Raw genomic sequence first — 24448 nt, 5'->3', positions numbered from 1 at the left:
TTAATTAGTCTTTTTGGTTTTAACAGTTGGATTTTTTTGATCTTTTATAATTTCATCTTCAAAAAGCATACGTACTGAAGGTGTATAACTATCATCATACTGCCCATTTTTGACAGCATAAATGAAAGCGATGAAGAAAATTATAGCAACTACTATGCTAATACTCAATAAAATATATATAACACCCATACCTATTTGAAGTTATTTGTCAAAAATATTATTAAAAGATACTTAAAAATATGATATAAGTCATGTTTCATATTATTTGTAATTATTCTAGTTTTCTTCCTATTATATTAGTTGCAATAGTTGTAAACACCACAATACTTATAGAACTTAAAGGCATTAAAATAGCTGCTACAACTGGAGCTAGCTGACCTGTAACTGCAAAATAGAGTCCGACAATGTTGTAAATAAAAGACAACACAAAACTCCATTTGATGATTTTTATAGCACTTTTAGAAGCTTTTAAAAATTTAACTAATTGATTGATTTTTGAAGCATCTAAAATAGCATCACAAGCTGGTGAAAATACATTGACGTTTTCAGAAATAGCAATTCCTACATTACTTTGGGCTAATGCTCCAGCATCGTTTAGGCCATCACCAACCATAAGCACTTTAGCACCTTCAGATTGATGATATTTAATGTATTCTAATTTATCGTCAGGTTTTTGATTAAATATCAATTTTGTTTTGGAAGGCAAAAGTTTTTTTAAGTTTTCCAGTTCTCCTTCATTATCTCCTGAAAGAATCACCAAGTCATAGTTTTTTTTCAGTTTGTTAAATAGTTTTGAAATACCTTTTCTATAACTATTGTAAAACGTGAATTTTCCTCTGTATTGACTATTTGCACTTATATGAACTGCAGTATTAAGTAAAGCTGTTTCAGTTGCTCCAACAAAACTAGCCGAACCTATTTTAATGGAGTTTTGCTCATAAGACGCTTCAATACCCTGACCTAAATGCTCTTCAAAGTGATTTAAGGAAATGATATCTTGTTCATCTAATATATCATAAAGCGTTCTACTTAAGGGATGGTTTGAGCCACGTAGTGTGTTCTTCAGAAGTGTTTCTTCAGAACCAGTAAGTGCTTTCCCCTCATAGCTAGCAGTACTTTTTTGATTGGAGGTAATGGTTCCAGTCTTATCAAAAATAACCGTATTTATACTGGCTAATTGCTCCATAACCGAAGCATTTTTAACATAGAACTTTAATTTCCCGAAAATACGCAGTAAATTTCCGTAAGTGAAAGGTGCTGAAAGTGCTATGGCACAGGGACAAGCAATAATTAATACAGCTGTAAATACATTCATAGCTTTTGACGAATCTACAACCAACCAATAGCTTGTGGCTAAAATGGCAATACTTAAAACAGTAATAGTAAACCGTTTACTAATAGCATTTGTTAAAGTAGTAAACCCATCATCCTTGTTTTTACTGAAAACATCGTTACTCCATAATTGCGTAAGGTAACTTTGCTCAACAGATTTTAAGGCCTCCATTTCAATAACACCAGATGTTTGTTTGCCGCCAGCAAAAAGTTTGTCGCCAGATTGTTTTGAAACTGTTTCAGACTCTCCAGTCACAAAACTGTAATCAATACGTGCTTTACCATTTATTAAAATACCATCAACAGGAATAAGTTCCTCATTTCTTATAAGTAATCTATCACCTTTTTTAATGTCATAAACTTGAATAGGTGTTTCTTTTCCTTCAAAAATTTTAGTCACAGCAATAGGAAAGTAGGACTTGTAATCCCTTTCAAATGATAAAAAAGAATATGTTTTTTGCTGAAAAAACTTTCCTAATAATAAAAAGAAGACCAATCCAGTTAAGCTGTCAAAAAAGCCAGAGCCTAGATCAAAGATTATTTCAACTGTACTTCGTATAAAAAGCACAGCAATACCTAGTGCTATTGGCACGTCAATATTTAATATTTTGGATCTCAATCCTTTGTAGGCTGAAATAAAGTAGTCTTGACCTGCATAAAATACTACTGGTAATGAAAAGAAAAACATGAGCCAGCGGAATAGATGCTTATATTTTTCCAGCCAAAACTCACCAACTTCAAAATATTCTGGAAACGATAGAAACATAACATTACCAAAGGCAAAACCGGCTATACCCAATTTGTAAATTAAGGTTCTGTTTATATGCTGATTACCTGTTTTAAAATCGTCTAGTGATATATAAGGTTCATAGCCAATGGAACTCAATAATAAAACAACTTCTTTGAGTGATGCTTGTTTTGAATTGTAAGTTATACGTAGATTTTTTTTACCAAAATTCACTTGTGATGAACTAATATTAGGATTTAGTTTGGAAAGGTTTTCCAAAATCCAAATACAAGAACTACAGTGAATATGTGGAATATATAACGTAACAATTTGAATGTTACCATCATTGAATTCAGTAAGTTTCTCAATTATATTTTCTTGAGAAAGAAAATCATATTTTCCCGCTATTTCCTTTGGAACAGCCCCTGGAGCATTTTGTAAATCGTAATAGCAAGTTAAATCGTTTTCTTGAAATATTTCAAAAACTGTTTTACAACCATTGCAACAAAAAGATTTATCGTTGTAAGTTATTAGTTCTGAAACACATATATCACCACAATGGAAACAAGAAGCCTTGCTCATAATAATTTGCTCAATTTACCTATTACAAAAGTCACAAAACATGTGTCAACAATATATGATTTTTGTCATGTTTTGACTAAATTTACAAAACATTTAATATAGGTATGAGTAAATGTGAACAATGTATTATTAGGCAATTTAACTCTTTAAAGGCATTAACAAAGGATGAATTATTGCGCATCTCTGGATGTAAAACATCTAAAGTCATAAAAAAAGGTGAAGTCATCTTTGAAGAAGGAGATATGCTTAATGGTGTATTCTGTGTTAAAGATGGTATTTGTAAACTTTCGAAATTAAGTGCCAACGGAAAGGATCAAATTGTCAAGCTTGTTGTGAAAGGTGATTTGCTGGGTCAACGTTCGTTGATTGGCGACGAATCAGCCAACTTGAGTGCTGTGGCATTAAATGATATGGAAGTCTGTTTTATCCCAAAAAGTGAGATTATGTCTGATCTCCAAAATAATTCGAACTTCTCAATGGATGTTTTGCAGCAGATGGCACATGACTTAAAGGAAAGTGACAATGTGATTGTGAATATGGCACAAAAGTCTGTAAAACAACGGTTGGCAGAATCCTTATTATACATATACGAACATTTTGGGAATAATGATGACGGGTATTTGAGCGTTGTTTTGTCTAGAGAAGATTATGCTAATATTGTTGGAACTGCTACAGAATCTGCAATCAGAATATTGTCTCAACTAAAAAAAGAAGGCCTGATAACTACTTCTGGTAAGCAGATTAAAATTGAAGATGTTAATGGTCTTAAACGTATAGAATAAAAAAACGCTCCCAAATCTGGAAGCGTTTTAACTTATCTATTATTCAGCTTCAATTTCTGTATTTGGAATTTCACCATCAACAGGTTTGTCAACTTCTTTTAAATACGTATCTAAAAATTTCAGAATACTACTATAGGCTTCAATTTGATTTTCTTTTTTCACGAATCCATGACCTTCATCTTCAAATAAAACATATTCTACAGGAACGCCATTTGCTTTTACTCCAGCGACTATTTCATCAGATTCTACTTGTAAAACTCTTGGGTCTTGGGCACCTTGTAAAACAATTAATGGTTTTTTGACTTTATCAGTATGAAATAAAGGGGAAATTTTCTTTAACCTAACAGAGTCAGCTGAATAAGGATCACCTAATTCTAGATACAGTGATTCTCTAAACGATTCCCAGTAAGGTGGAATACTTTTTAAAGTGCGCAACCAGTTTGTTACTCCAAAAATATTGACACCTACATCAAACTCTTCTGGTGTATAAGTCAATGCAGCCATAGTCATATAACCACCATAAGAGCCGCCAATAATACCAATTTTATCACCGTTAATTTCAGGTTGTTTCGTCAACCAGTTTTTACCTTCTACACAATCCTGTAAATCCTTTTCACCATGGTTTAAATCATCCATTTTATAAAAGGTTTTGCCATAACCGCTACTACCACGATTATTGACAGCTAAAACAGCATAACCATGGTTAACCATGTATTGTATCAAAGAACTAAAATTTTGTCTAGTTTGACCACCAGGACCACCATGTACCCAAACCATGGCTGGTACTTTGTTGTTTTCAGAAGCCTGTTTTGGTAAATAATAGATTGCAGGAATTTCCACACCATCAAACGATTTATATCGCACAACTTTTGCAGATACCAAATCATCTGCGTTAATTTCATCATTTAATACATTAGAGAGTTTGAATTGCTCTTTAGTTTTCATATTGTATGTATATAAGTCCGAAGGCGTATTTGATCCGCCTACATACATGCGCATCCAGTTTTCATCATCAGAAAAACTAACGCTAGTTATACTTTTATCGCCAAAGTTCGGTAAATCAATTGGTTGCATGGTTGCAGCATCAAGAACTTCAATGGCATTTTTGCCATCTTCATTTACAAATATGGTCATGTAATTGCCTTTATCAGTGAAGCTAGCACCTAAAATATCCCATTTTTTTTCTAATACTTTAGATTTTTCACCTGTTTCAATATTATAAGCCATTAAATAGGCAAATTCAGCGCCATCATCTGTAGTGTAATACACTGTTTTATTATCCACAGAAAAATCTTCAAAAGAGTTACCACTTAAAGTGCTGTTAATTTTAGTTTTTTCATTTGTATCTCTATTAACTAAAAACAAATCACTGTCGTTTGTATTCAAGGATTTTGACAAGGTAATGTATTTTTCATTTCGAGAAATACCATTTAAATCTAGGCCATCATTATTTTGATAAAATAGTTTAGATGAAAAATCTGTTATGTCCATTTCATATACATCAAAATACCGTGGATCTCTTTTGTTTGAACCATAATAAAATGTTGATTTGTCGTCAGACCAGCCATAAAAATTTGATTTGGCACCTTTAAATGGTGTTAAATCTGTAATATTTCCATTAGGTTCTCTTAAATAAATATGGTCCAACTCGTCACCATTACCATCAGACGAAAATAAAATACGTTCATCATTAGGAAAGTATGAAATAGCAAAAATAGATGAACTATCTGATTGAGTTAGTGGTTTAAATTCACCTCCTTTGGTTGGTACTTCATATAAGTTAAAAATACCAGATTTGTTACTGTGCACCAGTAACTTTGAATTATCAGGTGCAAAACTACCATTACCCACAGATTCATTATCCATAAACTGTTCTATGGTATATTGTTGAATGTCAGGTGTTTTTTCTGCAACTGGTTCTTGTTTATCTTCCTTGCAGGATAAGAAAGCGCCAATTAAGCAAAGTACTAAAAGTTTTTTCATTGTTTAAAAATTTTAAGTTTTGCAGGTTTATTTTAATTGATTTTAAAGGTCTTTATTTCTTTAAACGGATTAATATTTAATGCTTCCATATTGGATTGATAGGTTTTCCAATCGTTATTGAAGAATTCATTAGTTTTTTCAAAGGCATCGTTAATAGCATTTTTTGCAAACTCTATCAGTTGCGTTTCTGTACGTGTTAATCCGTTTTGACTTGAACCCACATAACTACGTGCAGCTCCTAATCTATTATTAACAGTCATTTCTTTACTTCTAGTAATGCCTTGTCTTTTGTCTTCTTTTCCTAAATATACGGCTATTAATTCATCTATCTTTTCTATGATTTCTTTAGATGCTTTTATGTTATCCTCATATTTTTCGTCGTCTAGCTTTTTTAAATCTGATTGATACTTTTTAGCAATGTTTTTGCTTTCAACTAATTGCTTTACCGCATCTGCAATCTCCTGTTGCAAAACTTCTAATTGCTTTTCTGCATTATAAACGTCGTCAATATTTTTTTGAGAAATCGCTATTCTTGGATCTGATTTAACTGTAATAAATTCTTCAGAGGTTTGATCACCATATGTCATTATTACTTTATAGCGTCCAGGTTTTACGCTAACACCACTTGGCTCGCTTTTAGATTCTCTGATACTACGTGAGGGTCTGGAAACTCCAGCTTCATCCATATACCATGTCCATTTATGAACACCTGTTTCTTTAGGCACTTTACGTTTAAGCGTTCTAATGAGTCTGTCACCATCATAGAATTGCATAGTAATGGAATCCCATTTTATGACGTTTTTGTCTGTTTTTTCTACTGATTCTGAATCTTCATCAGTATTATCCTCTTCATCTATATCTTCACCGTTTTCATTGTCATCTTTGTCCTCATCTTTTTTCTTTTCATCAACTTTAATAAAATAGGAGAGAGTAGCACCATAGCCTCTATTGTCACCATGGAACATGGCATCTGCTCCAAAACGGCTACCAGTTGGTTGCTGATAGGCGGCTTGATAAGCTGTTGGTGGCTCAAACAATTCTAGCTTTGAATTTACAACCGACTTATCTTTAGCCATAGCGCGTAATGGTCTAATATCATCTAATACCCAAGCTGCACGACCAAAGGTTCCAATTACTAAATCGTGTTCTCTAGGCTGGATAACCAAATCTTTTACAGAAACCGTTGGAAAATTTTCTGTCCACTTTGTCCATTTATTTCCAGCATCCAGAGATATATACAAGCCGTCATCTGTTCCTAAAAAGAGTAAATTGGTTTCTTCAATATCCTCAATAATAGAGAGTGTGTAGCTTTCAACATCATTTTCATCCACTATTCTTGACCATGTTTTACCATAGTCTTTTGTTCGGTATGCATAAGGTGTATAATTGAAACGTCTATAATCGTTGGCAATTAGTAAGGCTTCCCCCTTATTTTTATTACTTGCTTTAATTTGAGCTATCCAACTGCCAGCAGGCAATCCTTTAATATTTTTTGAAACATCGGTCCAAGATTCTCCTCCATTTTGTGTGACATGAACACGACCATCATCTGTGCCAACCCAAAGCATATCCTTTTCAACAGGTGACGGTTCTATTACTAAAATTGTACAATGGTTTTCTGCTCCTGTAGCATCCATTGTTAGGCCACCACTTTCAGATTGCTTTTGCTTTTCAGGGTCATTGGTTGTTAAATCGTCTGAGATAATATCCCAAGTTTCACCTTTATCGGTTGATTTGTGTACAAATTGACTTCCAAAATAAACAGTACTATTATCAAATGGGTCAATATTTATCGCTGAATTCCAATTGAATCGTAGCATAGTATCTTCGTCTGGAGGCGTAGGGCGAACCATATAATTATTACCTGTTTCCCAATCATAACGCATAACATAGCCTTGCTGACTCATTGTCCAACCATATCTAGAATCGTCTTTATCTGGTATTACGTCAAATCCGTCGCCAAAACTAATTTCTTGCCAGTATGAATTTCTGATACCTTGAGAACGCCAAACATATGCTGGTCCGCGCCAAGAACCATTATCTTGCATTCCACCATAAACATTGTAAGGGAACTCATTATCCACATTGATATGATAAAATTGCGCAACTGGTAGATTACCAATAAAGCGCCAAGTTTTTCCACCGTCATGTGTTATGTTCATACCACCATCGTTACCGTCAATCATAAAACTACCATCGTTTGGGTGAATCCACCAGGCATGATGGTCTGGATGAACACCATTATCAACACCATAAGCAGGCATTAATTGACTAAAATTCTTACCGCCATCTTCACTTACATTTACATAGGTAAATACCGAATACACGCGATTTTCATTCTGTGGATCAACATATATTTCAGAATAGTAAAATGGTCGGTTTCCAATATCATTTTTGTCGTTTACTTTTTTCCATTTAAACCCACCATCTTCACTTTTATATAAGGCGTTTTTTTTAGCTTCTACTAATGCATAAATGATATTTGGTTTATTGGCTGCTATTGCTACACCAATTCTTCCCAAATTACCTTCGGGAAAACCATCTTCAGACGTTACTTTTTTCCAAGTTTCTCCACCATCATGCGTAATGTGCAAACCCGAACCTACTCCTCCAGAATTAAAAAACCAAGGATCACGTTTGTGTTCCCACATGGCTGCAATTAACTTGTTGGGATTGGTTGGGTCCATTATTAAATCGGCAGCTCCAGTTTTATTGTTGGCAAATAGAATTTGTTTCCATGTTTTACCGCCATCTGTTGTTTTATATACGCCACGTTCAGGATGTTCTCCCCAAGGCGAACCTATTGCTCCAGCATATACGACGTTTGGATTTGTAGGGTCTATAATTACGCGATGAATATGACGTGTTTTTTCTAATCCCATGAGTTGCCAGTTCTTACCACCATCTAGAGATTTGTAAATACCATAACCACCATTTAAACTATTTCTGGGATTACCTTCGCCAGTTCCCACCCAGATAACGCTTGGATTAGATTGTTGAATAGCAACCGAACCAATGGACGCAGTAACTTCGTTATCAAAAATAGGCTCCCATTTTATCCCTCCAGAGGTTGATTTCCATAACCCACCTGAAGCTGTACCAACATACATCACATCTGGATTATTATGAACCACATCAATAGCGGTAACACGCCCAGACATGCCACCTGGTCCAATGTTACGCGGTTTCATATTTTTTACTAAATCGAGAGAGAACTCTTGTTGTGCAAACAAAAGCGTCATGCAGAAAAACATGACAAGAGACACTATTTTTTTCATAAGTTTTGGTTTGTTAGGAAATAAAAATAAAGAAAAAGAAACGTTTAATTTCTGGATTTCTGGTTTTTAACACAGCAAGATATGGTTTCATTGATACGTTTCTTTCGAGTTTCAGAACGTTTAGCTTGATGAATCCATGATAAATACCCTTTTCTGTATGACGATGCGAAGTTTTTGAAATTTTCAAAAGCACTTGGGTTTTTGTCAAATGCTTCTTGTAGATCGCTAGGAATTATGCCTTTTTCAACGTTATCCATGGCTGTCCAGGTTCCTGTTTTTTTAGCATGTTGAATCGTTTTGTAACCAGACTTTTGAATTAAGCCTTGCTGCTCAAGTTCTACTATGTACTTTTTATTTAGTGCGCTCCAATTACTTTTTGGATTTCTAGGTGAGAAGTATTGTTTTCGTTTTCCATTACCTAAACTTTTGACAGTAGAATCTATCCAGCCAAAACACAAAGCTACTTTTACAGCTTCTTCCCAGCGCATGGTTGGTACTTTAGCCTCAAGTTTGTAAAATATAAGATAAACCGCATCATATTTTTTATGATTCTGTAGGAGCCAATCATACCAATCAGTATCTCGAGGAAAATATAATTCAGGTAATGAAGTCAAATTTTTAATTTTTCAAAAAGTCTTGAGGAACCTCAAACAGTTTTTGGTCTTCTATGAATTTTATGTTTTTTAAAGTGGCTTCTCCAATTTGATGAGTTAAGCCTAATTTTGCTTCCCATTCCCAGAAAGTCCACTTTCTTGCAAATGGAATATTGTTAACAGCTACGAAATCTTCATATTTTATAGCGTGAGGATCGGCTTCAGCTTCCTCAATAGTTTTTCCACTTGTAACAATATAAGCAGCTACCTCTAATAAATTTGAATTAGGATTTGAATAAACTACGTACCAATCATCAGGAGCATCGCCAACACCACTTTTGAAACTTAATTTTTGAGCATTATACTTGATATCACCTAATTGTGAATTTGGATAAGAATTCCACACTGTACCATCATCGCTCAATTTATAAGGAAATAATAAAAAATAGCTCCATGTGTAGGCATCAAAACGGATGCGTTGCGTATTTGTTATGCTAGGTGAATAGAAAACTTCATTATCAATATATATTATAGTATCGCCATTACTTAATTCCAATTTTCCTTTCGAAGAATCTGTGGAAAAGGTTACTGTACCATTAAGCCTTTCGTTACCTCCAAATTGGATATTAAGTTGTAATTGAATTGCAGATTCTTTTAAGAAATGCTCTTTTTTGTGAGCTTTTTCTATAGAAGAAACAAAGGTGTTAATTGATAATTCTGAATTACTGGAAGACAATTCATCCGTTGAATTGTTTTTAGTAGAATCGTTTTTACAAGCTGTAATACATAGAAATAAGCAAGTCAAAAAAAGGTATTTAGTCATAATGTTTAGTATTAAAGAATGTGCAGTCGTCAAGTTTTTGAAATCCTTTCGAAACTATTATGGTATTTTTTTTGAATACACGTAAAAGTCAGGATCAATTGTTATTGAATTGCTTTGAATAGAAGTAGTTTTCCATTCTGAATTTGGAAATAACCACTGCTTTTTACTATCTATAGTTACTTCAACTGGCATATCAAAATTATCTACAATATTGGTCCAACGATACTTTAGCTTTCCATTTTTTATTTCATACTCAAAAGTAGGAATCATGGTAGTCCTTAAATACTGATTAAAGAATTCAGTTAAATCAATACCTGTTTGTTGGCTAATATAATTTTCAACCTGCTCAGTCGTCACTGTTTGATGATAAAAAATGCTATTTAATCCTCTTAAAATCTGTCGCCATTTTTCATCATTTTCAATAAGTTGTCGAAGCGTATGTAATATGTTAGCACCTTTACTGTACATATCACCAGAACCTCCCTTGTTTACATTATATTCTCCAATAATCGTACGTTTATTCGAGATACCTTTTCTTTGCCCAATTACATATTCTGAACCAGCCTGTTTTCCATAGTAGTATTCTACAAATAGGTTTTCTGAATATGTGGTAAACCCTTCATGTACCCACATGTCTGCAATATCTTTATAAGTAATATTATTGGCAAACCATTCATGTCCTGCTTCGTGAATGATAATATAATCGAATTTCAAACCCCATCCAGAACCTGAAATGTCTCTGCCCAAATAGCCTTTTTTATATTGGTTTCCATATGTAACAGAACTTTGGTGTTCCATGCCTAAATAGGGTACTTCAACGAGTTTAAATCCATCTTCATAAAAGGGATAAGGTCCAAACCAATGTTCAAAAGCTTTCATCATTTTTGGTGTGTCTTTAAAATGCTCTTTTGCTTTTTCAAGATTATAGCTCAATACGTAATAATCTAAATTTAAAGGCCCTTTTTCACCTTCATAGACTTCAGAAAAGTGCACGTAATCACCAATATTGACATTTACGCCATAATTATTTATAGGATTATTAACAAACCAATGCGATGTTACGGTGCCATCATTGTTTTCAGTTTTAAATCGTAATTTTCCATTAGAAATATTACTCAAGCCTTTAGGATTTGTAACACTAATGAGCATACTGTCCACTTCATCATACATATGGTCTTTATTTGGCCACCATACGCTGGCACCTAAACCTTGACATGATGTTGCAACGAAGTGTTTGTCGTTATCATCTTTTTTCCAAGAGAAACCGCCATCCCAAGGAGCGCGAACTGCTTCTTTTGGATAACCTTCGTAAAATACATCAACCGAATATACTTTTCCAATTTCTTGATCATCCTTTAGACTTATAAAATGCGCATTACCGTCATGTCTAACTGCTAATGTTTTTCCATTTTGAATAACCGAATTGATTTTCATTGGCTCTTGTAAATCAATTTGTAATTCTTTACTGTCTTTTAATACTCTATAATAAACAGATGTTCTACCAGAAATAAATTTCTCTTCTGGGTTTATGTTAACATCTAAATGATAATAGGTGAGATCCCACCATGATCGTTCGGGCGTAATGGTTCCTCGTAAGGTATCTTGATGAGTGAAATTGGATTTTTCTTGGAGTAAGCCTTGACTAAAGCAATTGACCGAAATAGATATTAAAACAAGAACTAGTGTTAGTTTTTTCATTTTTAAATTTTTACTAAAATAGGAAAAAAGAAAAGCCGTTCCAATTACGAAACGGCTTTTCACTTCTAACTAAACTTAACTAAATTTAAAAGCAGTATTTATTTTCAACTTTTACTTTTTCAGCAATCTCGTTACGTAAATCCACTATATCTGGATAGTTTTGATATTTTGTGAAACGTTTAAGTCCCATTAACATCATACGTTGTTCATCGCCTTCAGCAAATGAAATGATGCTTTCACGACCTTTATCTTCAACAATATTTACAGCATTATATAAGTATAATTTCGCCATTGCAATTTGAACGGATTGTTCTTTTTCTCCAAAACGTTTAGCATTCTTTTCTGCACGAAGTATAGCAGATTCAGCCATATATATTTCAATCAATATATCTGCTGCTGCAACCAATAATTGTTGATGAGCTTCTAAATCTGGACCAAATTTTTGAACAGCTCCACCTGCAACCATTAAAAACGTTTTCTTCAACTTTTTGATCATTTCCTTTTCTTCAGAAAATAATTCGGAATAATCTGGTGTTTCAAATGAAGGAATACCCATAAGTTCTTCCTGTACGGCTTGTGCTGGACCTAATAAATCAACATGGCCTTTCATAGCTTTTTTAACTAACATACCAACCGATAGCATGCGGTTAATTTCATTTGTGCCTTCATAGATTCTAGCGATTCTAGCATCTCTCCACGCGGCTTCCATAGGTGTTTCTTTTGAGAACCCCATTCCACCAAATATTTGAATGCCTTCATCGGCGCAATTCTGAATATCCTCTGAAACAGCCACTTTTAAAATAGAACATTCTATAGCATATTCTTCAACGCCTTTAAGTTCTGCCTCTTGATGTGAGTTGCCAGCAGCTTCACGAAGAGCTATACGGTCTTCAATGTTTTTAGAAGCTCTGTAAGTTGCAGCTTCACCTGCATAGGCACTTGCAGACATTTCTGCTAATTTCTTTTTTATCGCACCAAAATCAGATATTCTAGTTTTAAATTGTTTACGTTCATTGGCATATTGAACCGCAGTTGTTGTTACACGACGCTGTGAATCTAAACAAGCGGCAGCCAATTTAATACGTCCAACATTAAGTGCATTCATGGCGATTTTAAATCCTTCTCCACGTCCAGCTAACATGTTTTCGACAGGCACAACCGTATCATTAAAGAATACTTGTCTTGTTGATGATGCATGAATACCTAATTTATGCTCTTCTTCACCTAATGTAATACCATTTGGATTTTCAGGATCATATTCTACGATAAAACCAGTAATATTTTTATCATCTTCAATTCGTGCAAAAACGATCATTAATCGGCAGAATCCAGCATTAGAAATCCACATTTTCTGACCATTAATTTTATAAGTTTTACCATCTTCAGAAAGTTCAGCCGTAGTTTTACCTGAATTAGCATCACTACCAGCACCAGGTTCTGTTAAACAGTACGAGCCAAACCACTCACCAGTGGCTAATTTTGGTACATATTTTTGTTTTTGTTCCTCAGTTCCGTAGAGTGTTATTGGCATTGTTCCAATTCCTGTATGTGCACCAAAAGCCGTACTAAACGAACCGGTACCACTCGAAATATAATCGCAGGTTAATACTGTAGAAACGAATCCCATACCTAAACCACCATAAGCTTCAGGTACAGCCACACCTAAAAAGCCAAGTTCACCAGCTTTACGCATGCACTCTTCGGTTAAAGCATAATCTTTAGCTTCAAAACGGTCTTTATGTGGGATGATTTCACGATCATTAAATTCCATAACCGCTTCTTTCATCATGTTTTGTTCTTCTGAAAAGTCTTCAGGTGTGAAAACATCTTCACAATTAGTTTCCTTAACTAAAAACTGACCGCCTCTTAATAATTCTTTTTCTGTTGCTTCCATTGCCAATATTTATTTTGTTCGTTTTTAATTTAAAAATTCAAATATGCCACAAGCCCCTTGACCCGTTCCAACACACATAGTTACAGCACCATATTTGCCAGTCATATTTCGTTTGCGCATTTCATCAAATAACTGCACAGATAATTTAGCGCCAGTACATCCTAAAGGATGACCTAGAGCAATAGCTCCGCCATTTACATTCACGATGTCATTATTCAAATCGAGTTCTCGAATTACTGCTAATGATTGCGAGGCAAATGCTTCATTTAATTCTATAAGTTCTAAATCAGATTGCTTTAATCCTGCTTGCTTTAGTGCCTTTGGAATGGCTTTTACTGGTCCAATTCCCATAATTCTGGGTTCAACACCAGCAGCGGCATAATTCACTAAACGTGCAATAGGTTCAAGATTTAATTCTTTCACTAAATCTTCACTCATAACCATTACGAATGCCGCACCATCACTCATTTGTGAGGAGTTACCCGCAGTAACGCTACCGCCTTGAGCAAATACTGGACGTAATTTTGCCAATGCCTCTAAATTGGTTCCTTTTCTAGGGCCTTCGTCTTTGGTTACGGTATATGATTTTGTTGCTTTCTTTCCGTTTTCGTCTATATAAGTTTGCTCTACATTAATAGGAACTATTTGATCCTGAAAACGATCTTCAGCCTGTGCTTTTAGAGCTTTCATATGTGAATTGTAGGCAAACTCATCTTGGTCTTCACGAGAAACGTTGAATTGATTTGCAACGGCTTCAGCCGTGTTGCCCATTCCCCAATAATATTCTTCATGACCTGCTTTTACAACATCGTAGTTTAATTCCGGCTTAAACCCTGTCATTGGGACAGCACTCATACTTTCGGCACCACCAGCAATAATACAATCAGCCATTCCTGCCTGAATTTTTGCTGTTGCAATACCTATGGTTTCAATACCAGAAGAACAAAACCTGTTTACTGTTACCCCAGGAACATCCACAATATCTAATCCCATTAACGAGATTAGTCTACCCATATTTAAGCCTTGCGAACCCTCTGGCATGGCATTACCAACAATAACATCATCAATGCGCTTTTTATCAAAATCTGGTAGATCTTTCATCATATGCGCAATAGTTTCTGCGGCTAACTCGTCCGTTCTTTTAAATCTGAACACGCCTTTAGGAGCTTTACCAACAGCGGTTCTATATGCTTTTACTATATATGCTTGTTTCATTTTTTTTGTATTTAGTTGTTAGTAATTAGTATTTAGTGAGCTACTTACTCCTAGTAACTAATCCCTTATTACTTCTCGCAACTAGTTGCGAAGAGGTTTACCCGTTTTTAACATGTGTTGTATACGCTCTAATGTTTTGCGTTCTGTGCATAGTGATAAGAAAGCTTCACGTTCTATATCTAATAAATACTGTTCTGATACTCGAGTTGGCTCAGATAAATCGCCACCAGCCATGACATATGCTAACTTGTTCGCAATTTTCTGGTCATGTTCGCTAATATAATTGCTCGCGTTCATCGAGTCTGTTCCAACTAAAAACATACCTAAAGCTTGTTTACCTAGTACTTTAATGTCTTTTCGTTTTACAGGTTGTGTATAGCCTGCTTCAGCCATTAATTTTGCATGAGCTTTGGCTGTAGCAATTTGTCTGTCTTTGTTAACGACAATAACATCTTTTCCTTTTTGTAGAATTCCTAAATCAAATGCTTCATAAGCTGAAGTTGAAACTTTAGCCATACCTATAGTTAGAAAATATTCTTGTAGTACATTTAATTCAACGTCACCTTTTCTAAAGGTATCTTGAGCTCTTAGAGCCATTTCTTTGGAGCCTCCACCTCCGGGAATAACACCAACACCAAACTCTACGAGTCCGATATAAGTTTCAGCAGCAGCAACAACTTTATCAGCATGCATAGACAATTCACAACCACCTCCAAGCGCCATGCCATGAGGAGCTGCAACTGTTGGAATAGAAGAGTAGCGCATACGCATCATGGTGTCTTGGAAATATTTAATGGCCATGTTTAGTTCATCATACTCCTGTTCGGCAGCCATCATGAAAATCATTCCAATGTTAGCTCCAACCGAGAAATTAGCAGCTTGATTACCAACAACTAAACCTTCAAAATCTTTTTCAGCTAAATCTATAGCTTTATTTAAACCAGCTAAAACATCACCACCAATGGTATTCATTTTCGACTGAAATTCACAATTTAAAATACCATCGCCCAAATCTTCAATTACAACACCTGAATTTTTAAATACTTCATTAGATTTTCTGATATTATCTAAAATAATAAAGCTGTCTTGACCTGGCTTTTTAAGGAATTTTTCTGTTTGTATATCATAATAGTATGTTGCACCATCTTTAACGGTATAGAAAGATGAAAAGCCTTTCGCTACTAAATTGTTTACCCAATCAGCCACTTGATGACCTTCAGCTTTAATTAGCTCTAAACCTTTTTCAATACCTACAGCATCCCAAATTTGGAATGGTCCATGTTCCCATCCAAATCCTGCCTTCATAGCATCATCTATTTTGTACAATTCATCTGAAATTTCAGGAACTCTATTCGATACATAGGCAAACATGGCTGCAAAATTCTTGCGATAAAATTCACCTGCCTTATCTTTTCCTTTTGCCAAAATAGGGAAGCGGTCTATAACCTTGTCAACCGTTTTGGTTAATTCTAAAGTGGCAAATTGTGCTCTTTTTTTAGAACGGTATTCTAAGGTATCTAAATCTAGTGATAAGATTTCGCTTTTGCCTTTGTCGTCTTTTACCTTTTTATAGAAACCTTGTCCTGTTTTACTACCCAACCATTTGTTTTCCATCATGGTGTTGATAAAGTCTGGTAGTTTGAATAGCTCATGAGCTTCATCATTAGGACAATTATCATAAATACCATTGGCAACATGCACCAACGTATCTAGACCGACGACATCAACTGTTCTAAAGGTTGCTGATTTTGGACGGCCTATAACTGGACCCGTTAATTTATCAACTTCTTCTATAGTTAAGCCCAACTCTTTTACTTGATGAAATAAACTTTGTATACCAAAAATGCCTATTCGGTTACCAATAAAGGCTGGTGTGTCTTTTGCGATAACAGACGTTTTGCCAAGAAATTTTTCACCATATTCATTTAAGAAATCGAGAACGTCCTGTGACGTTTTAGGACCTGGAATAATTTCAAATAATTTCAAGTAACGCGCCGGATTAAAGAAGTGCGTTCCGCAGAAATGCTTTTGAAAATCATCGCTTCGACCTTCGCTCATAAACTGAATTGGAATACCAGAAGTATTAGATGTTATAAGCGTTCCAGGTGTTCTATGTTTTTCAATATTTTCAAAAACTTGTTTTTTAATATCTAACCGTTCAACAACAACTTCAATAATCCAATCAACATCTTTGATTTTTGATATATCGTCTTCTAAATTCCCAGTATTAATTCTGCTAGCGAATTTTTGATGATAAATAGGAGAGGGCTTCGATTTTAAAGCCGCTTGCAGTGAATTGTTTACTATACGGTTGCGGACTAACTTATCATCTAACGTTAAGCCTTTAGCTTTTTCAACATCATTAAGTTCTCTTGGAACAATATCAAGCAGTAACACGTCCAGACCAATATTGGCAAAATGACACGCAATACCACTACCCATAATTCCGGAACCAATAACAGCTACTTTTTTAATTCTACGTTTGCTCATGTTATTTAAGTATATGTTCTTTTTGGTTATATATTTTTTTATTAGAAATCATATTATTTATCAATTCTGCAACTTCATAAAAGTTGTCTAGTTTGTCTTGAGAAACATTCTTTCGAATGGCTTCATTAAAGGTTAATACTTTCTCTCTGGAGTAAGCTCTTTTCTCACGACCAAATTCGGTTAAATGAATAATAACGCCACGACCATCTTCTGGGTTTGGTTTACGCTCAATTAGGCCCTTTTCTTCCATAGACTTCAATGTTCTCGACAGACTGGTGGCTTCCATGCCCATTTTTGGACCTAAAGAGGTTGAAGGTGTTCCATTATCAGGATCAATACTTAATAATGCAAAACCTGTAGCCATAGTTGTCTCGAATTGTGCAGCTTCTTCGTTGTACATTTTATTAATGGCTAACCAAGTAGTTCTGAAAACGTAATCAATGGTTTTATCCTTCATAGATTGATTTTTAGAAAACCAAATATAAGAAATATTTATTATGCACGCATAATAAATTACAAAAAAATAATAAGCATAAAACTAAAAAAAGCGCTTCATAATTGAAGCGCTAATAAAACGATAAAAAAAGTGTTTTAATTCATTTTACCATTTACAATCCCTATTGCTGCACCTACTACACCAGCCATAACAATCGAAATGAATATTACAATTCCAAACAATTCATAGTTTGGTGTTGATTGCTCGGCCAGACTGAAAAACCCTTCGATCAATCCCATAAATAAACCAATAATTGCACCAGCCTTTAATCCTGCACTCAACGTCTTTATTTCTGCCCATTTGTTATAAATAAACGACATAAAGAAACCAAAAGCAAAGCATCCACATGTAATAAATAACATGGCATTGGTTGTTTCGTCTGGTTGTGGGAATTTATCAGAAAAAATAATTCCGTAAAATAACCAGCCTAAAAGCCAGTCAACAATACCACCTACTAAACCACCTACAATAAAAGTTTTTGTATTCATAATATTAAAAAGTATTAGTTAGTGTTCTAAAAATAGAATATTAGTAGCTAACATACTTATAAAGAGTAGGATAGTTATTAACTGAAATACTAAGGGTTAATTTATGACCGGTAAATTTTCTCAATGAGATTTAGATATTTTTCTTTAATAATCTTACGTCTCATTTTCATAGTTGGCGTCAGGTGACCATCTTCAATGGTCCAAACATCGGGTGTGATTTCAAACTTTTTGATTTGTTCCCATTTACCAAATTTTTTATTGGCAGAATCAATTTCTTCCTGAATGCGGTCTTTTAATTCTTGATTGTCTCTAATGGAGTCATGTGAGAAAGGAATGTTATGGCGTTTAGCCCATTCTTCGGCAAATTCGTAGTTAATCTGAATTAAAGCTGCTGGCATTTTTTCACCTTCGCCAATCACCATTATTTGTTCAATGAATCGCGATTGCTTGAATTGATTTTCAAGTAGCGCAGGCGCAACATACTTACCACCTGAAGTTTTAAATATTTCTTTTTTACGATCGGTTATTTTTAAAAAGCCATCAGTATCAATTTCGCCTATATCGCCTGTGTGGAAATAATCGCCAGATATGACTTCTGCTGTTTTTTCTGGATCCTTATAATAGCCTTGCATAACGTTGGGTCCTTTTACCAAAATCTCACCGTCTTCTGCAATTTTCACTTCAACATTATCAATAATACGTCCAACAGTTCCAATTTTAAAACCACCATTTCTTTGGTCATTTACGGAAATCACAGGTGATGTTTCTGTTAGTCCATAGCCTTCCATAATGGGCATGCCAGCAGCCGCAAAGACACGTGTTAGTCGTGGTTGTAGTGCTGCAGACCCAGATACCATAAGCTCTAAATTACCACCGAGACCTTCTTGCCATTTACTAAAAATGAGTTTGCGTGCTAGTTTTAATTGTTTTTCATACCACCAACCATTAACACCATAGGGTTCGTATTTTAAACCAATATTAATAGCCCAAAAGAAAAGTGCTTTTTTAATACCTGATAAATCACTGCCTTTAGCGACAATTTTATCGTATACTTTTTCATACAATCTAGGTACAGCCGTCATGACATTGGGCTTAACCTCTTTTAGGTTATCGCTCATTGCTTCTATAGATTCGGCAAAATAGATTTCTACACCACAAAATTGATATAGATAGAGAATCATGCGTTCAAAAACATGACAGACGGGAAGAAAACTCAAAGACTTTGATTTACCATAATCAAAAGGAACCCGTTTTTCACTGTCCAATACATTAGAAACTAAATTATTATGTGATAACATAACACCTTTGGGTGTTCCTGTTGTACCAGATGTATAAATTAAAGTAGCTAAATCATCTGGTTTCACTTGTTTTTTTCTATCCTCAACCACATCTTGATTTGATGCGTCTTTACCCAAATCTAAAATGTCTTTCCAGTTGGCTTCATCTACCACATCGTCAAAAGTATAAACACCTTTTAGTTTTGTATTACTTTTAATGGCATTGAGTTTATTTATTATCTCTTTATCTGAAACAAAACAATAAGTGGCTTCAGAATGATTTAAAATATACTCGTAATCTTCTTTGCAAATAGTAGGATAGATTGGTACATTTTGAGCACCTATTTGAAGGATACCAATATCCATTACATTCCACTCTGTTCGGTTAGTAGTTGAGATAACAGCAATCTTATCGTTAGGATTTACACCTAAACGCAACAAACCACGACTTATAGCATTTGCTTGATTAATATATTCCTGTGTTGAAATGGAAACCCATTCACCATCATATTTTGTAGAAAAAGCTTTATTTAAATTATAGGTTTCTAACTGGTGATAAGGAAAATCAAAAAGTCTCGTAATTTTTGTCATATTGGATAGGGAAAATTGCTTGGGCAAAATATAAAATTACTGAAGATATTTCAAATCTTTATAACATCTTTAGGTTTTATTATTTTGGGACCGAAAAATTATTTTAATAATTTTTATCGTGACTTATAAATTAAATGGATTTTTCATTTAAAATTTTATTTTTGTCTACTGAAATTTAATTTCGGGATGTGGCCTCTTTGCAATGATCGAGATAGGCTCCATCCGGTTAGCGCATTTCGCTATAAGTGGAATGGTCGCAGGAAATAGTATATTGACAATTAATTCGGGATGTGGCGCAGTCCGGTTAGCGTACACGGCTGGGGGCCGTGTGGTCGCAGGTTCAAATCCTGTCATCCCGACAAGATAAAGCGGAGAGTTCTTGTAGAAAGCTTGCTTTCTTAAAAGAACTGAAGCTTTATTTGCAATGAGGTTTTAACAGGATTCTATAAACCCTAAACCCTGTCATCGCGACATAAAAAAGGAGCTTTTTTTATAGCCCCTTTTTTAATTACCTATTTTCAATCCATTTTCTAGCATTCACGAAAGCTTCAAGCCAAGGAGATACTTCGTCTTTTCTGTCTTTTGCATAATGAGCCCAGTTCCACTGAAATGTTGAACGCTCAATATGTGGCATCGTGACCAAATGGCGCCCCGATTTATCACTCATCATAGCCGTATTATAATCGGATCCATTTGGATTATGTGGATAATCACTATAACTATATTTAGCTACAATGTTATACTGGTTTTCGGTTTTTGGTAAATTGAATTTTCCTTCACCATGAGAAATCCAAACGCCTAAAGTGCTTCCTGCTAATGACGATAACATAACTGAATTATTCTCTTGAATTTTTACAGAAGTAAATGAACTTTCATGTTTTTGAGATTCGTTATAGGTCATTTTACCATGCTGCTCATGGTCTGGGTTGATGAGATCTAACTCCATCCACAATTGGCAACCGTTACATATACCAACCGACAGCGTGTCTTCACGTTTAAAGAAGTCGTTGATGACCTTGTTTGCTTTTTCATTGTATTTTATGGCTCCAGCCCAACCTTTTGCAGAGCCCAAAACATCAGAATTTGAAAAACCACCAACGGCTCCTAAAAACTGTATATCTTCAAGTGTCTCTCGACCAGAAATTAAATCGGTCATATGCACATCCTTAACATCAAATCCTGCTAAATACATGGCGTTTGCCATTTCACGCTCTGAGTTACTCCCTTTTTCACGAAGGATGGCAGCTTTAGGCCTTGATTTACTATTATCTAGTTTAGGAAGTTTTCCTGTAAAATGTTTTGGGAATGTATATTGAAGTGGTTGAGTTTTATAGTTGTTAAATCTATGTTTTGCTAAATTATTAGCAGTTTGCTTTTGGTCAAGTAGGTAAGAGGTTTTGTACCACATATCGCGTAAACGAGAAATGGTCATGGTAAAAACGTCTGTATCATTAATAATACTTAAAACATCACTTTCAGTTACTTTTCCAATATTGAAAAACTCAATTCCAGCATCTCTTAATTCCGTTTCTATTGAATTACTTTGAGCCTGAAAAACAATTCCAGAATTTTCTGCAAATAAAACTTTAAATGAGTCGCGTTCTGCTAAAGCTGAAATATCTAATTCTGCACCTAAACTATTATCAGCAAAGCACAATTCTAGGAAAGTTGTTATTAACCCACCAGAGGCCACATCGTGTCCTGCAACGATTTGTTCATCAGCAATTAATTTCTGAATGGTGTTAAATACAGTTTTTACATAATCAGCATTTTGAACATTTGGTGTTTCATTTCCAATTTTATTTAATATTTGAGCGAATGAACTACCACCGAGTTTAAATTCGTCTTGAGAAAGGTTGATATAGTAGATGTCGCCAGCATTTCTTTGAAATACAGGTTCAACAACATTCATAATATTAGTACAATTTGCAGCCGCAGAAATTATAACAGTTCCGGGAGCAATGACATCTTCATTAGGATACTTTTGTTTCATGGACAATGAATCCTTTCCTGTTGGGACATTGATGCCTAAATCTATAGCGTATTCAGAAACAGCTTGAACAGCTTCATATAAACGTGCGTCTTCACCTTCGTTTTTACATGGCCACATCCAATTTGCTGATAGTGATACACTTTTAAGACCATCTTTTAGAGGTGCCCAAATAATGTTCGTTAATGCTTCAGTAATGGCATTTCGACTACCCGCTTTAGAATCAATTAATCCTGATATTGGTGTATGACCAATACTAGTGGCAATACCTTCTTTACCCTTAAAATCTAAAGCCATTACGGCAACATTGTTTAATGGTAATTGTAACGGTCCTGTACATTGTTGTTTTGCGACTTTTCCACCGACGCAACGGTCTACTTTATTAGTTAACCAATCTTTACAGGCTACAGCTTCAAGCTGTAACAATTGATCTAAATAATCGTAGAATTTGGTTTTATCGTAAGCTGCATCTGAATAATTTCTATTTACAGTTTTATCATGCATGAAGGTTTTTGGTGAACTACCAAACATATCATCCATACCTAAATCCATAGGCTTCTCTCCAGTTGTTTTAGATTCAAAAGTAAATCTATGATTGCCAGTTACATCACCAACAGTATACATTGGCGAGCGTTCACGCTCTGCAATTTTTTGAAGGGTTTCAATATGTTTTTGATCAATAACTAATCCCATTCGTTCTTGAGATTCGTTACCTATTATTTCTTTAGCAGATAGGGTAGGGTCGCCAACTGGCAATTTATCTAAATCTATTTTCCCACCAGTTTCTTCAACCAATTCACTTAAACAATTTAAGTGCCCACCAGCACCATGATCATGAATAGATACAATATGGTTTTCTTCACTTTCAACCATACCACGAACAGCATTAGCTGCACGTTTTTGCATTTCTGGATTAGAACGTTGCACAGCATTTAATTCAATTCCTGAAGCAAATTCACCAGTATCGGCAGATGATACTGCAGCACCACCCATTCCAATACGATAATTTTCACCACCAAGGATAACTACTTTATCGCCAACTTTAGGCGTGTCTTTTAAAGCTTGACTGGCTTTTCCATAACCAATTCCACCAGCTTGCATAATAACTTTGTCGAAACCAAGTTTCCTTGCATCTTCTTCGTGTTCAAAGGTTAAAACCGAACCACAAATTAAAGGTTGACCGAATTTGTTTCCAAAATCTGACGCGCCATTACTAGCTTTTATTAAGATATCCATTGGTGTTTGATATAGCCAAGGTCGTTCAGCCATTGCTTGTTCCCAAGGTCTGTTGTCTTCTAGTCGCGAATACGATGTCATATACACAGCTGTTCCTGCTAACGGAATAGAACCTTTTCCACCAGCTAATCGGTCTCTTATTTCTCCACCAGATCCCGTTGCAGCACCATTAAAAGGCTCTACTGTTGTTGGGAAATTATGTGTTTCCGCTTTTAGTGAAATTACGGATTCGAAATCTTGAGTTTGATAATAATCTGGAATATCAGCACGTTTTGGCGCAAACTGTTCAACTTTTGGGCCTTTTATAAATGCTACATTGTCTTTATAGGCCGAAACAATATCGTTTGGATTTTTATTAGACGTTTCACGAATCATCTTAAATAATGAAACAGGCTTTTCTTCTCCATCAATAACAAAGGTGCCATTAAATATTTTATGGCGGCAATGTTCACTATTAACTTGTGAAAAGCCAAAGACTTCAGAATCTGTTAATGGTCTTCCTATTTTTTTAGCAACACCTTCTAAATATTCTATTTCTTCATCGCTTAAGGCTAAACCTTCTTGTTGATTATAAGCCGAAATATCTTTGATATTAATAATAGGTTCTGGCTTAATATTTATAATAAAGGACTCTTGATTTAACCCATTGAACTTTTCTGAAATCATGGGGTCGAAACCTTTAAAGTCTTTAGGGCAAGATTCAAATTCTTCAATTCTGATTATACCTTCAACGCCCATGTTTTGGGTTATCTCAACCGCATTAGTACTCCAAGGTGTTATCATGGCAGCTCTAGGGCCAACAAAAAAAGCATCGATTGATGCTTGTTCTATTTTTGGTTGATTACCAAATAACCATACTAATTTTGAGATATTTTCAGTTGATAATTCTTTTGTTGCTTGAACAGCAAATACTTTACTGTTTTGGTTTCCGAAGAAGTGAATCATTATGTTTTTGTTTGTGTGTTGTTTTAAA

The 24448-nt window shown here is 34.8% G+C and carries 15 protein-coding genes and 1 tRNA gene; 2 read left to right on the top strand and 14 right to left on the bottom strand.

What is annotated here, in order from left to right; all coding sequences use genetic code 11:
* Both ccoS and C1S72_RS02675 read right to left on the bottom strand, forming a co-directional pair.
* The gene (gene ccoS, locus C1S72_RS02680; protein ID WP_104734129.1) at positions 1 to 189 is read right to left on the bottom strand and encodes a cbb3-type cytochrome oxidase assembly protein CcoS; all 189 of its coding nucleotides are present in this window, start codon (positions 187 to 189) and stop codon (positions 1 to 3) included.
* 82 nt (positions 190 to 271) lie between these two features.
* Complete coding sequence (locus C1S72_RS02675) at positions 272 to 2641, bottom strand: heavy metal translocating P-type ATPase (protein ID WP_104734128.1); 2370 nt, start codon at positions 2639 to 2641, stop codon at positions 272 to 274.
* Positions 2642 to 2745: 104 nt separating this feature from the next.
* Between C1S72_RS02675 and C1S72_RS02670 the strand changes: the two genes are divergently transcribed.
* Positions 2746 to 3423 (top strand): Crp/Fnr family transcriptional regulator, encoded by a 678-nt coding sequence (locus C1S72_RS02670; RefSeq protein ID WP_104734127.1) that lies wholly within the window; start codon positions 2746 to 2748, stop codon positions 3421 to 3423.
* Between the two features lie 39 nt (positions 3424 to 3462).
* Here the strand turns inward: C1S72_RS02670 and C1S72_RS02665 are convergent, their stop codons facing one another.
* The 11 genes from C1S72_RS02665 to C1S72_RS02615 all read right to left on the bottom strand — a co-directional run bounded on the left by C1S72_RS02665 (position 3463) and on the right by C1S72_RS02615 (position 20249).
* Positions 3463 to 5406 carry a S9 family peptidase gene (locus tag C1S72_RS02665; RefSeq protein ID WP_104734126.1) on the bottom strand — a complete coding sequence of 648 codons (1944 nt, stop codon included), beginning with the start codon at positions 5404 to 5406 and terminating at the stop codon, positions 3463 to 3465.
* A gap of 32 nt (positions 5407 to 5438) precedes the next feature.
* Entirely contained in the window at positions 5439 to 8684 is a 3246-nt protein-coding gene (locus C1S72_RS02660) for a WD40/YVTN/BNR-like repeat-containing protein (RefSeq protein WP_104734125.1), read from the bottom strand.
* Between the two features lie 44 nt (positions 8685 to 8728).
* Positions 8729 to 9298, bottom strand: coding sequence for a YdeI/OmpD-associated family protein (locus C1S72_RS02655; RefSeq protein ID WP_104734124.1), 570 nt, complete (start codon positions 9296 to 9298; stop codon positions 8729 to 8731).
* Between the two features lie 4 nt (positions 9299 to 9302).
* Entirely contained in the window at positions 9303 to 10100 is a 798-nt protein-coding gene (locus C1S72_RS02650; protein ID WP_104734123.1) for a DUF6503 family protein, read from the bottom strand.
* Positions 10101 to 10157: 57 nt separating this feature from the next.
* Positions 10158 to 11798 carry a M1 family metallopeptidase gene (locus C1S72_RS02645; protein ID WP_104734122.1) on the bottom strand — a complete coding sequence of 547 codons (1641 nt, stop codon included), beginning with the start codon at positions 11796 to 11798 and terminating at the stop codon, positions 10158 to 10160.
* Between the two features lie 85 nt (positions 11799 to 11883).
* Positions 11884 to 13692, bottom strand: a complete 1809-nt coding sequence (locus C1S72_RS02640) for an acyl-CoA dehydrogenase family protein (protein WP_104735758.1) — start codon at positions 13690 to 13692, stop codon at positions 11884 to 11886.
* A 24-nt stretch (positions 13693 to 13716) separates the two neighbouring features.
* On the bottom strand, positions 13717 to 14907 hold the full coding sequence (locus C1S72_RS02635; protein ID WP_104734121.1) for an acetyl-CoA C-acyltransferase: 1191 nt from the start codon (positions 14905 to 14907) through the stop codon (positions 13717 to 13719).
* Between the two features lie 81 nt (positions 14908 to 14988).
* Positions 14989 to 17397, bottom strand: coding sequence for a 3-hydroxyacyl-CoA dehydrogenase/enoyl-CoA hydratase family protein (locus C1S72_RS02630; protein WP_104734120.1), 2409 nt, complete (start codon positions 17395 to 17397; stop codon positions 14989 to 14991).
* 1 nt (position 17398) lies between these two features.
* Positions 17399 to 17854: a MarR family winged helix-turn-helix transcriptional regulator gene (locus tag C1S72_RS02625; protein WP_104734119.1), complete on the bottom strand. Its 456-nt coding sequence runs from the start codon at positions 17852 to 17854 to the stop codon at positions 17399 to 17401.
* A gap of 134 nt (positions 17855 to 17988) precedes the next feature.
* A complete protein-coding gene (locus tag C1S72_RS02620) occupies positions 17989 to 18381 on the bottom strand; it encodes a hypothetical protein (protein ID WP_104734118.1) in 393 nt (130 codons plus the stop codon).
* A gap of 101 nt (positions 18382 to 18482) precedes the next feature.
* Positions 18483 to 20249, bottom strand: coding sequence for an AMP-dependent synthetase/ligase (locus C1S72_RS02615; protein ID WP_104734117.1), 1767 nt, complete (start codon positions 20247 to 20249; stop codon positions 18483 to 18485).
* A 284-nt stretch (positions 20250 to 20533) separates the two neighbouring features.
* On the opposite strand from C1S72_RS02615, the gene C1S72_RS02610 reads away from it, so the two are divergent.
* Positions 20534 to 20608 (top strand) — tRNA-Pro (locus C1S72_RS02610).
* Positions 20609 to 20757: 149 nt separating this feature from the next.
* Here the strand turns inward: C1S72_RS02610 and purL are convergent.
* Positions 20758 to 24420: a phosphoribosylformylglycinamidine synthase gene (purL, locus tag C1S72_RS02605; RefSeq protein ID WP_104735757.1), complete on the bottom strand. Its 3663-nt coding sequence runs from the start codon at positions 24418 to 24420 to the stop codon at positions 20758 to 20760.
* Positions 24421 to 24448 lie beyond the last annotated feature (28 nt).

It is taken from the genome of Hanstruepera ponticola, from assembly GCF_002940745.1.
GTDB lineage: Bacteria > Bacteroidota > Bacteroidia > Flavobacteriales > Flavobacteriaceae > Hanstruepera > Hanstruepera ponticola.
This window is presented reverse-complemented; position numbering and strand designations above follow the sequence as displayed.

Excerpts from the sequence above, each read along its gene's own strand:
- ccoS (WP_104734129.1), bottom strand. The coding sequence starts at position 189 with ATGGGTGTTATATATATTTTATTGAGTATTAGCATAGTAGTTGCTATA.
- C1S72_RS02675 (WP_104734128.1), bottom strand. The coding sequence starts at position 2,641 with ATGAGCAAGGCTTCTTGTTTCCATTGTGGTGATATATGTGTTTCAGAA.
- C1S72_RS02670 (WP_104734127.1), top strand. The coding sequence starts at position 2,746 with ATGAGTAAATGTGAACAATGTATTATTAGGCAATTTAACTCTTTAAAG.
- C1S72_RS02665 (WP_104734126.1), bottom strand. The coding sequence starts at position 5,406 with ATGAAAAAACTTTTAGTACTTTGCTTAATTGGCGCTTTCTTATCCTGC.
- C1S72_RS02660 (WP_104734125.1), bottom strand. The coding sequence starts at position 8,684 with ATGAAAAAAATAGTGTCTCTTGTCATGTTTTTCTGCATGACGCTTTTG.
- C1S72_RS02650 (WP_104734123.1), bottom strand. The coding sequence starts at position 10,100 with ATGACTAAATACCTTTTTTTGACTTGCTTATTTCTATGTATTACAGCT.
- C1S72_RS02645 (WP_104734122.1), bottom strand. The coding sequence starts at position 11,798 with ATGAAAAAACTAACACTAGTTCTTGTTTTAATATCTATTTCGGTCAAT.
- C1S72_RS02640 (WP_104735758.1), bottom strand. The coding sequence starts at position 13,692 with ATGGAAGCAACAGAAAAAGAATTATTAAGAGGCGGTCAGTTTTTAGTT.
- C1S72_RS02635 (WP_104734121.1), bottom strand. The coding sequence starts at position 14,907 with ATGAAACAAGCATATATAGTAAAAGCATATAGAACCGCTGTTGGTAAA.
- C1S72_RS02630 (WP_104734120.1), bottom strand. The coding sequence starts at position 17,397 with ATGAGCAAACGTAGAATTAAAAAAGTAGCTGTTATTGGTTCCGGAATT.
- C1S72_RS02625 (WP_104734119.1), bottom strand. The coding sequence starts at position 17,854 with ATGAAGGATAAAACCATTGATTACGTTTTCAGAACTACTTGGTTAGCC.
- C1S72_RS02620 (WP_104734118.1), bottom strand. The coding sequence starts at position 18,381 with ATGAATACAAAAACTTTTATTGTAGGTGGTTTAGTAGGTGGTATTGTT.
- C1S72_RS02615 (WP_104734117.1), bottom strand. The coding sequence starts at position 20,249 with ATGACAAAAATTACGAGACTTTTTGATTTTCCTTATCACCAGTTAGAA.
- purL (WP_104735757.1), bottom strand. The coding sequence starts at position 24,420 with ATGATTCACTTCTTCGGAAACCAAAACAGTAAAGTATTTGCTGTTCAA.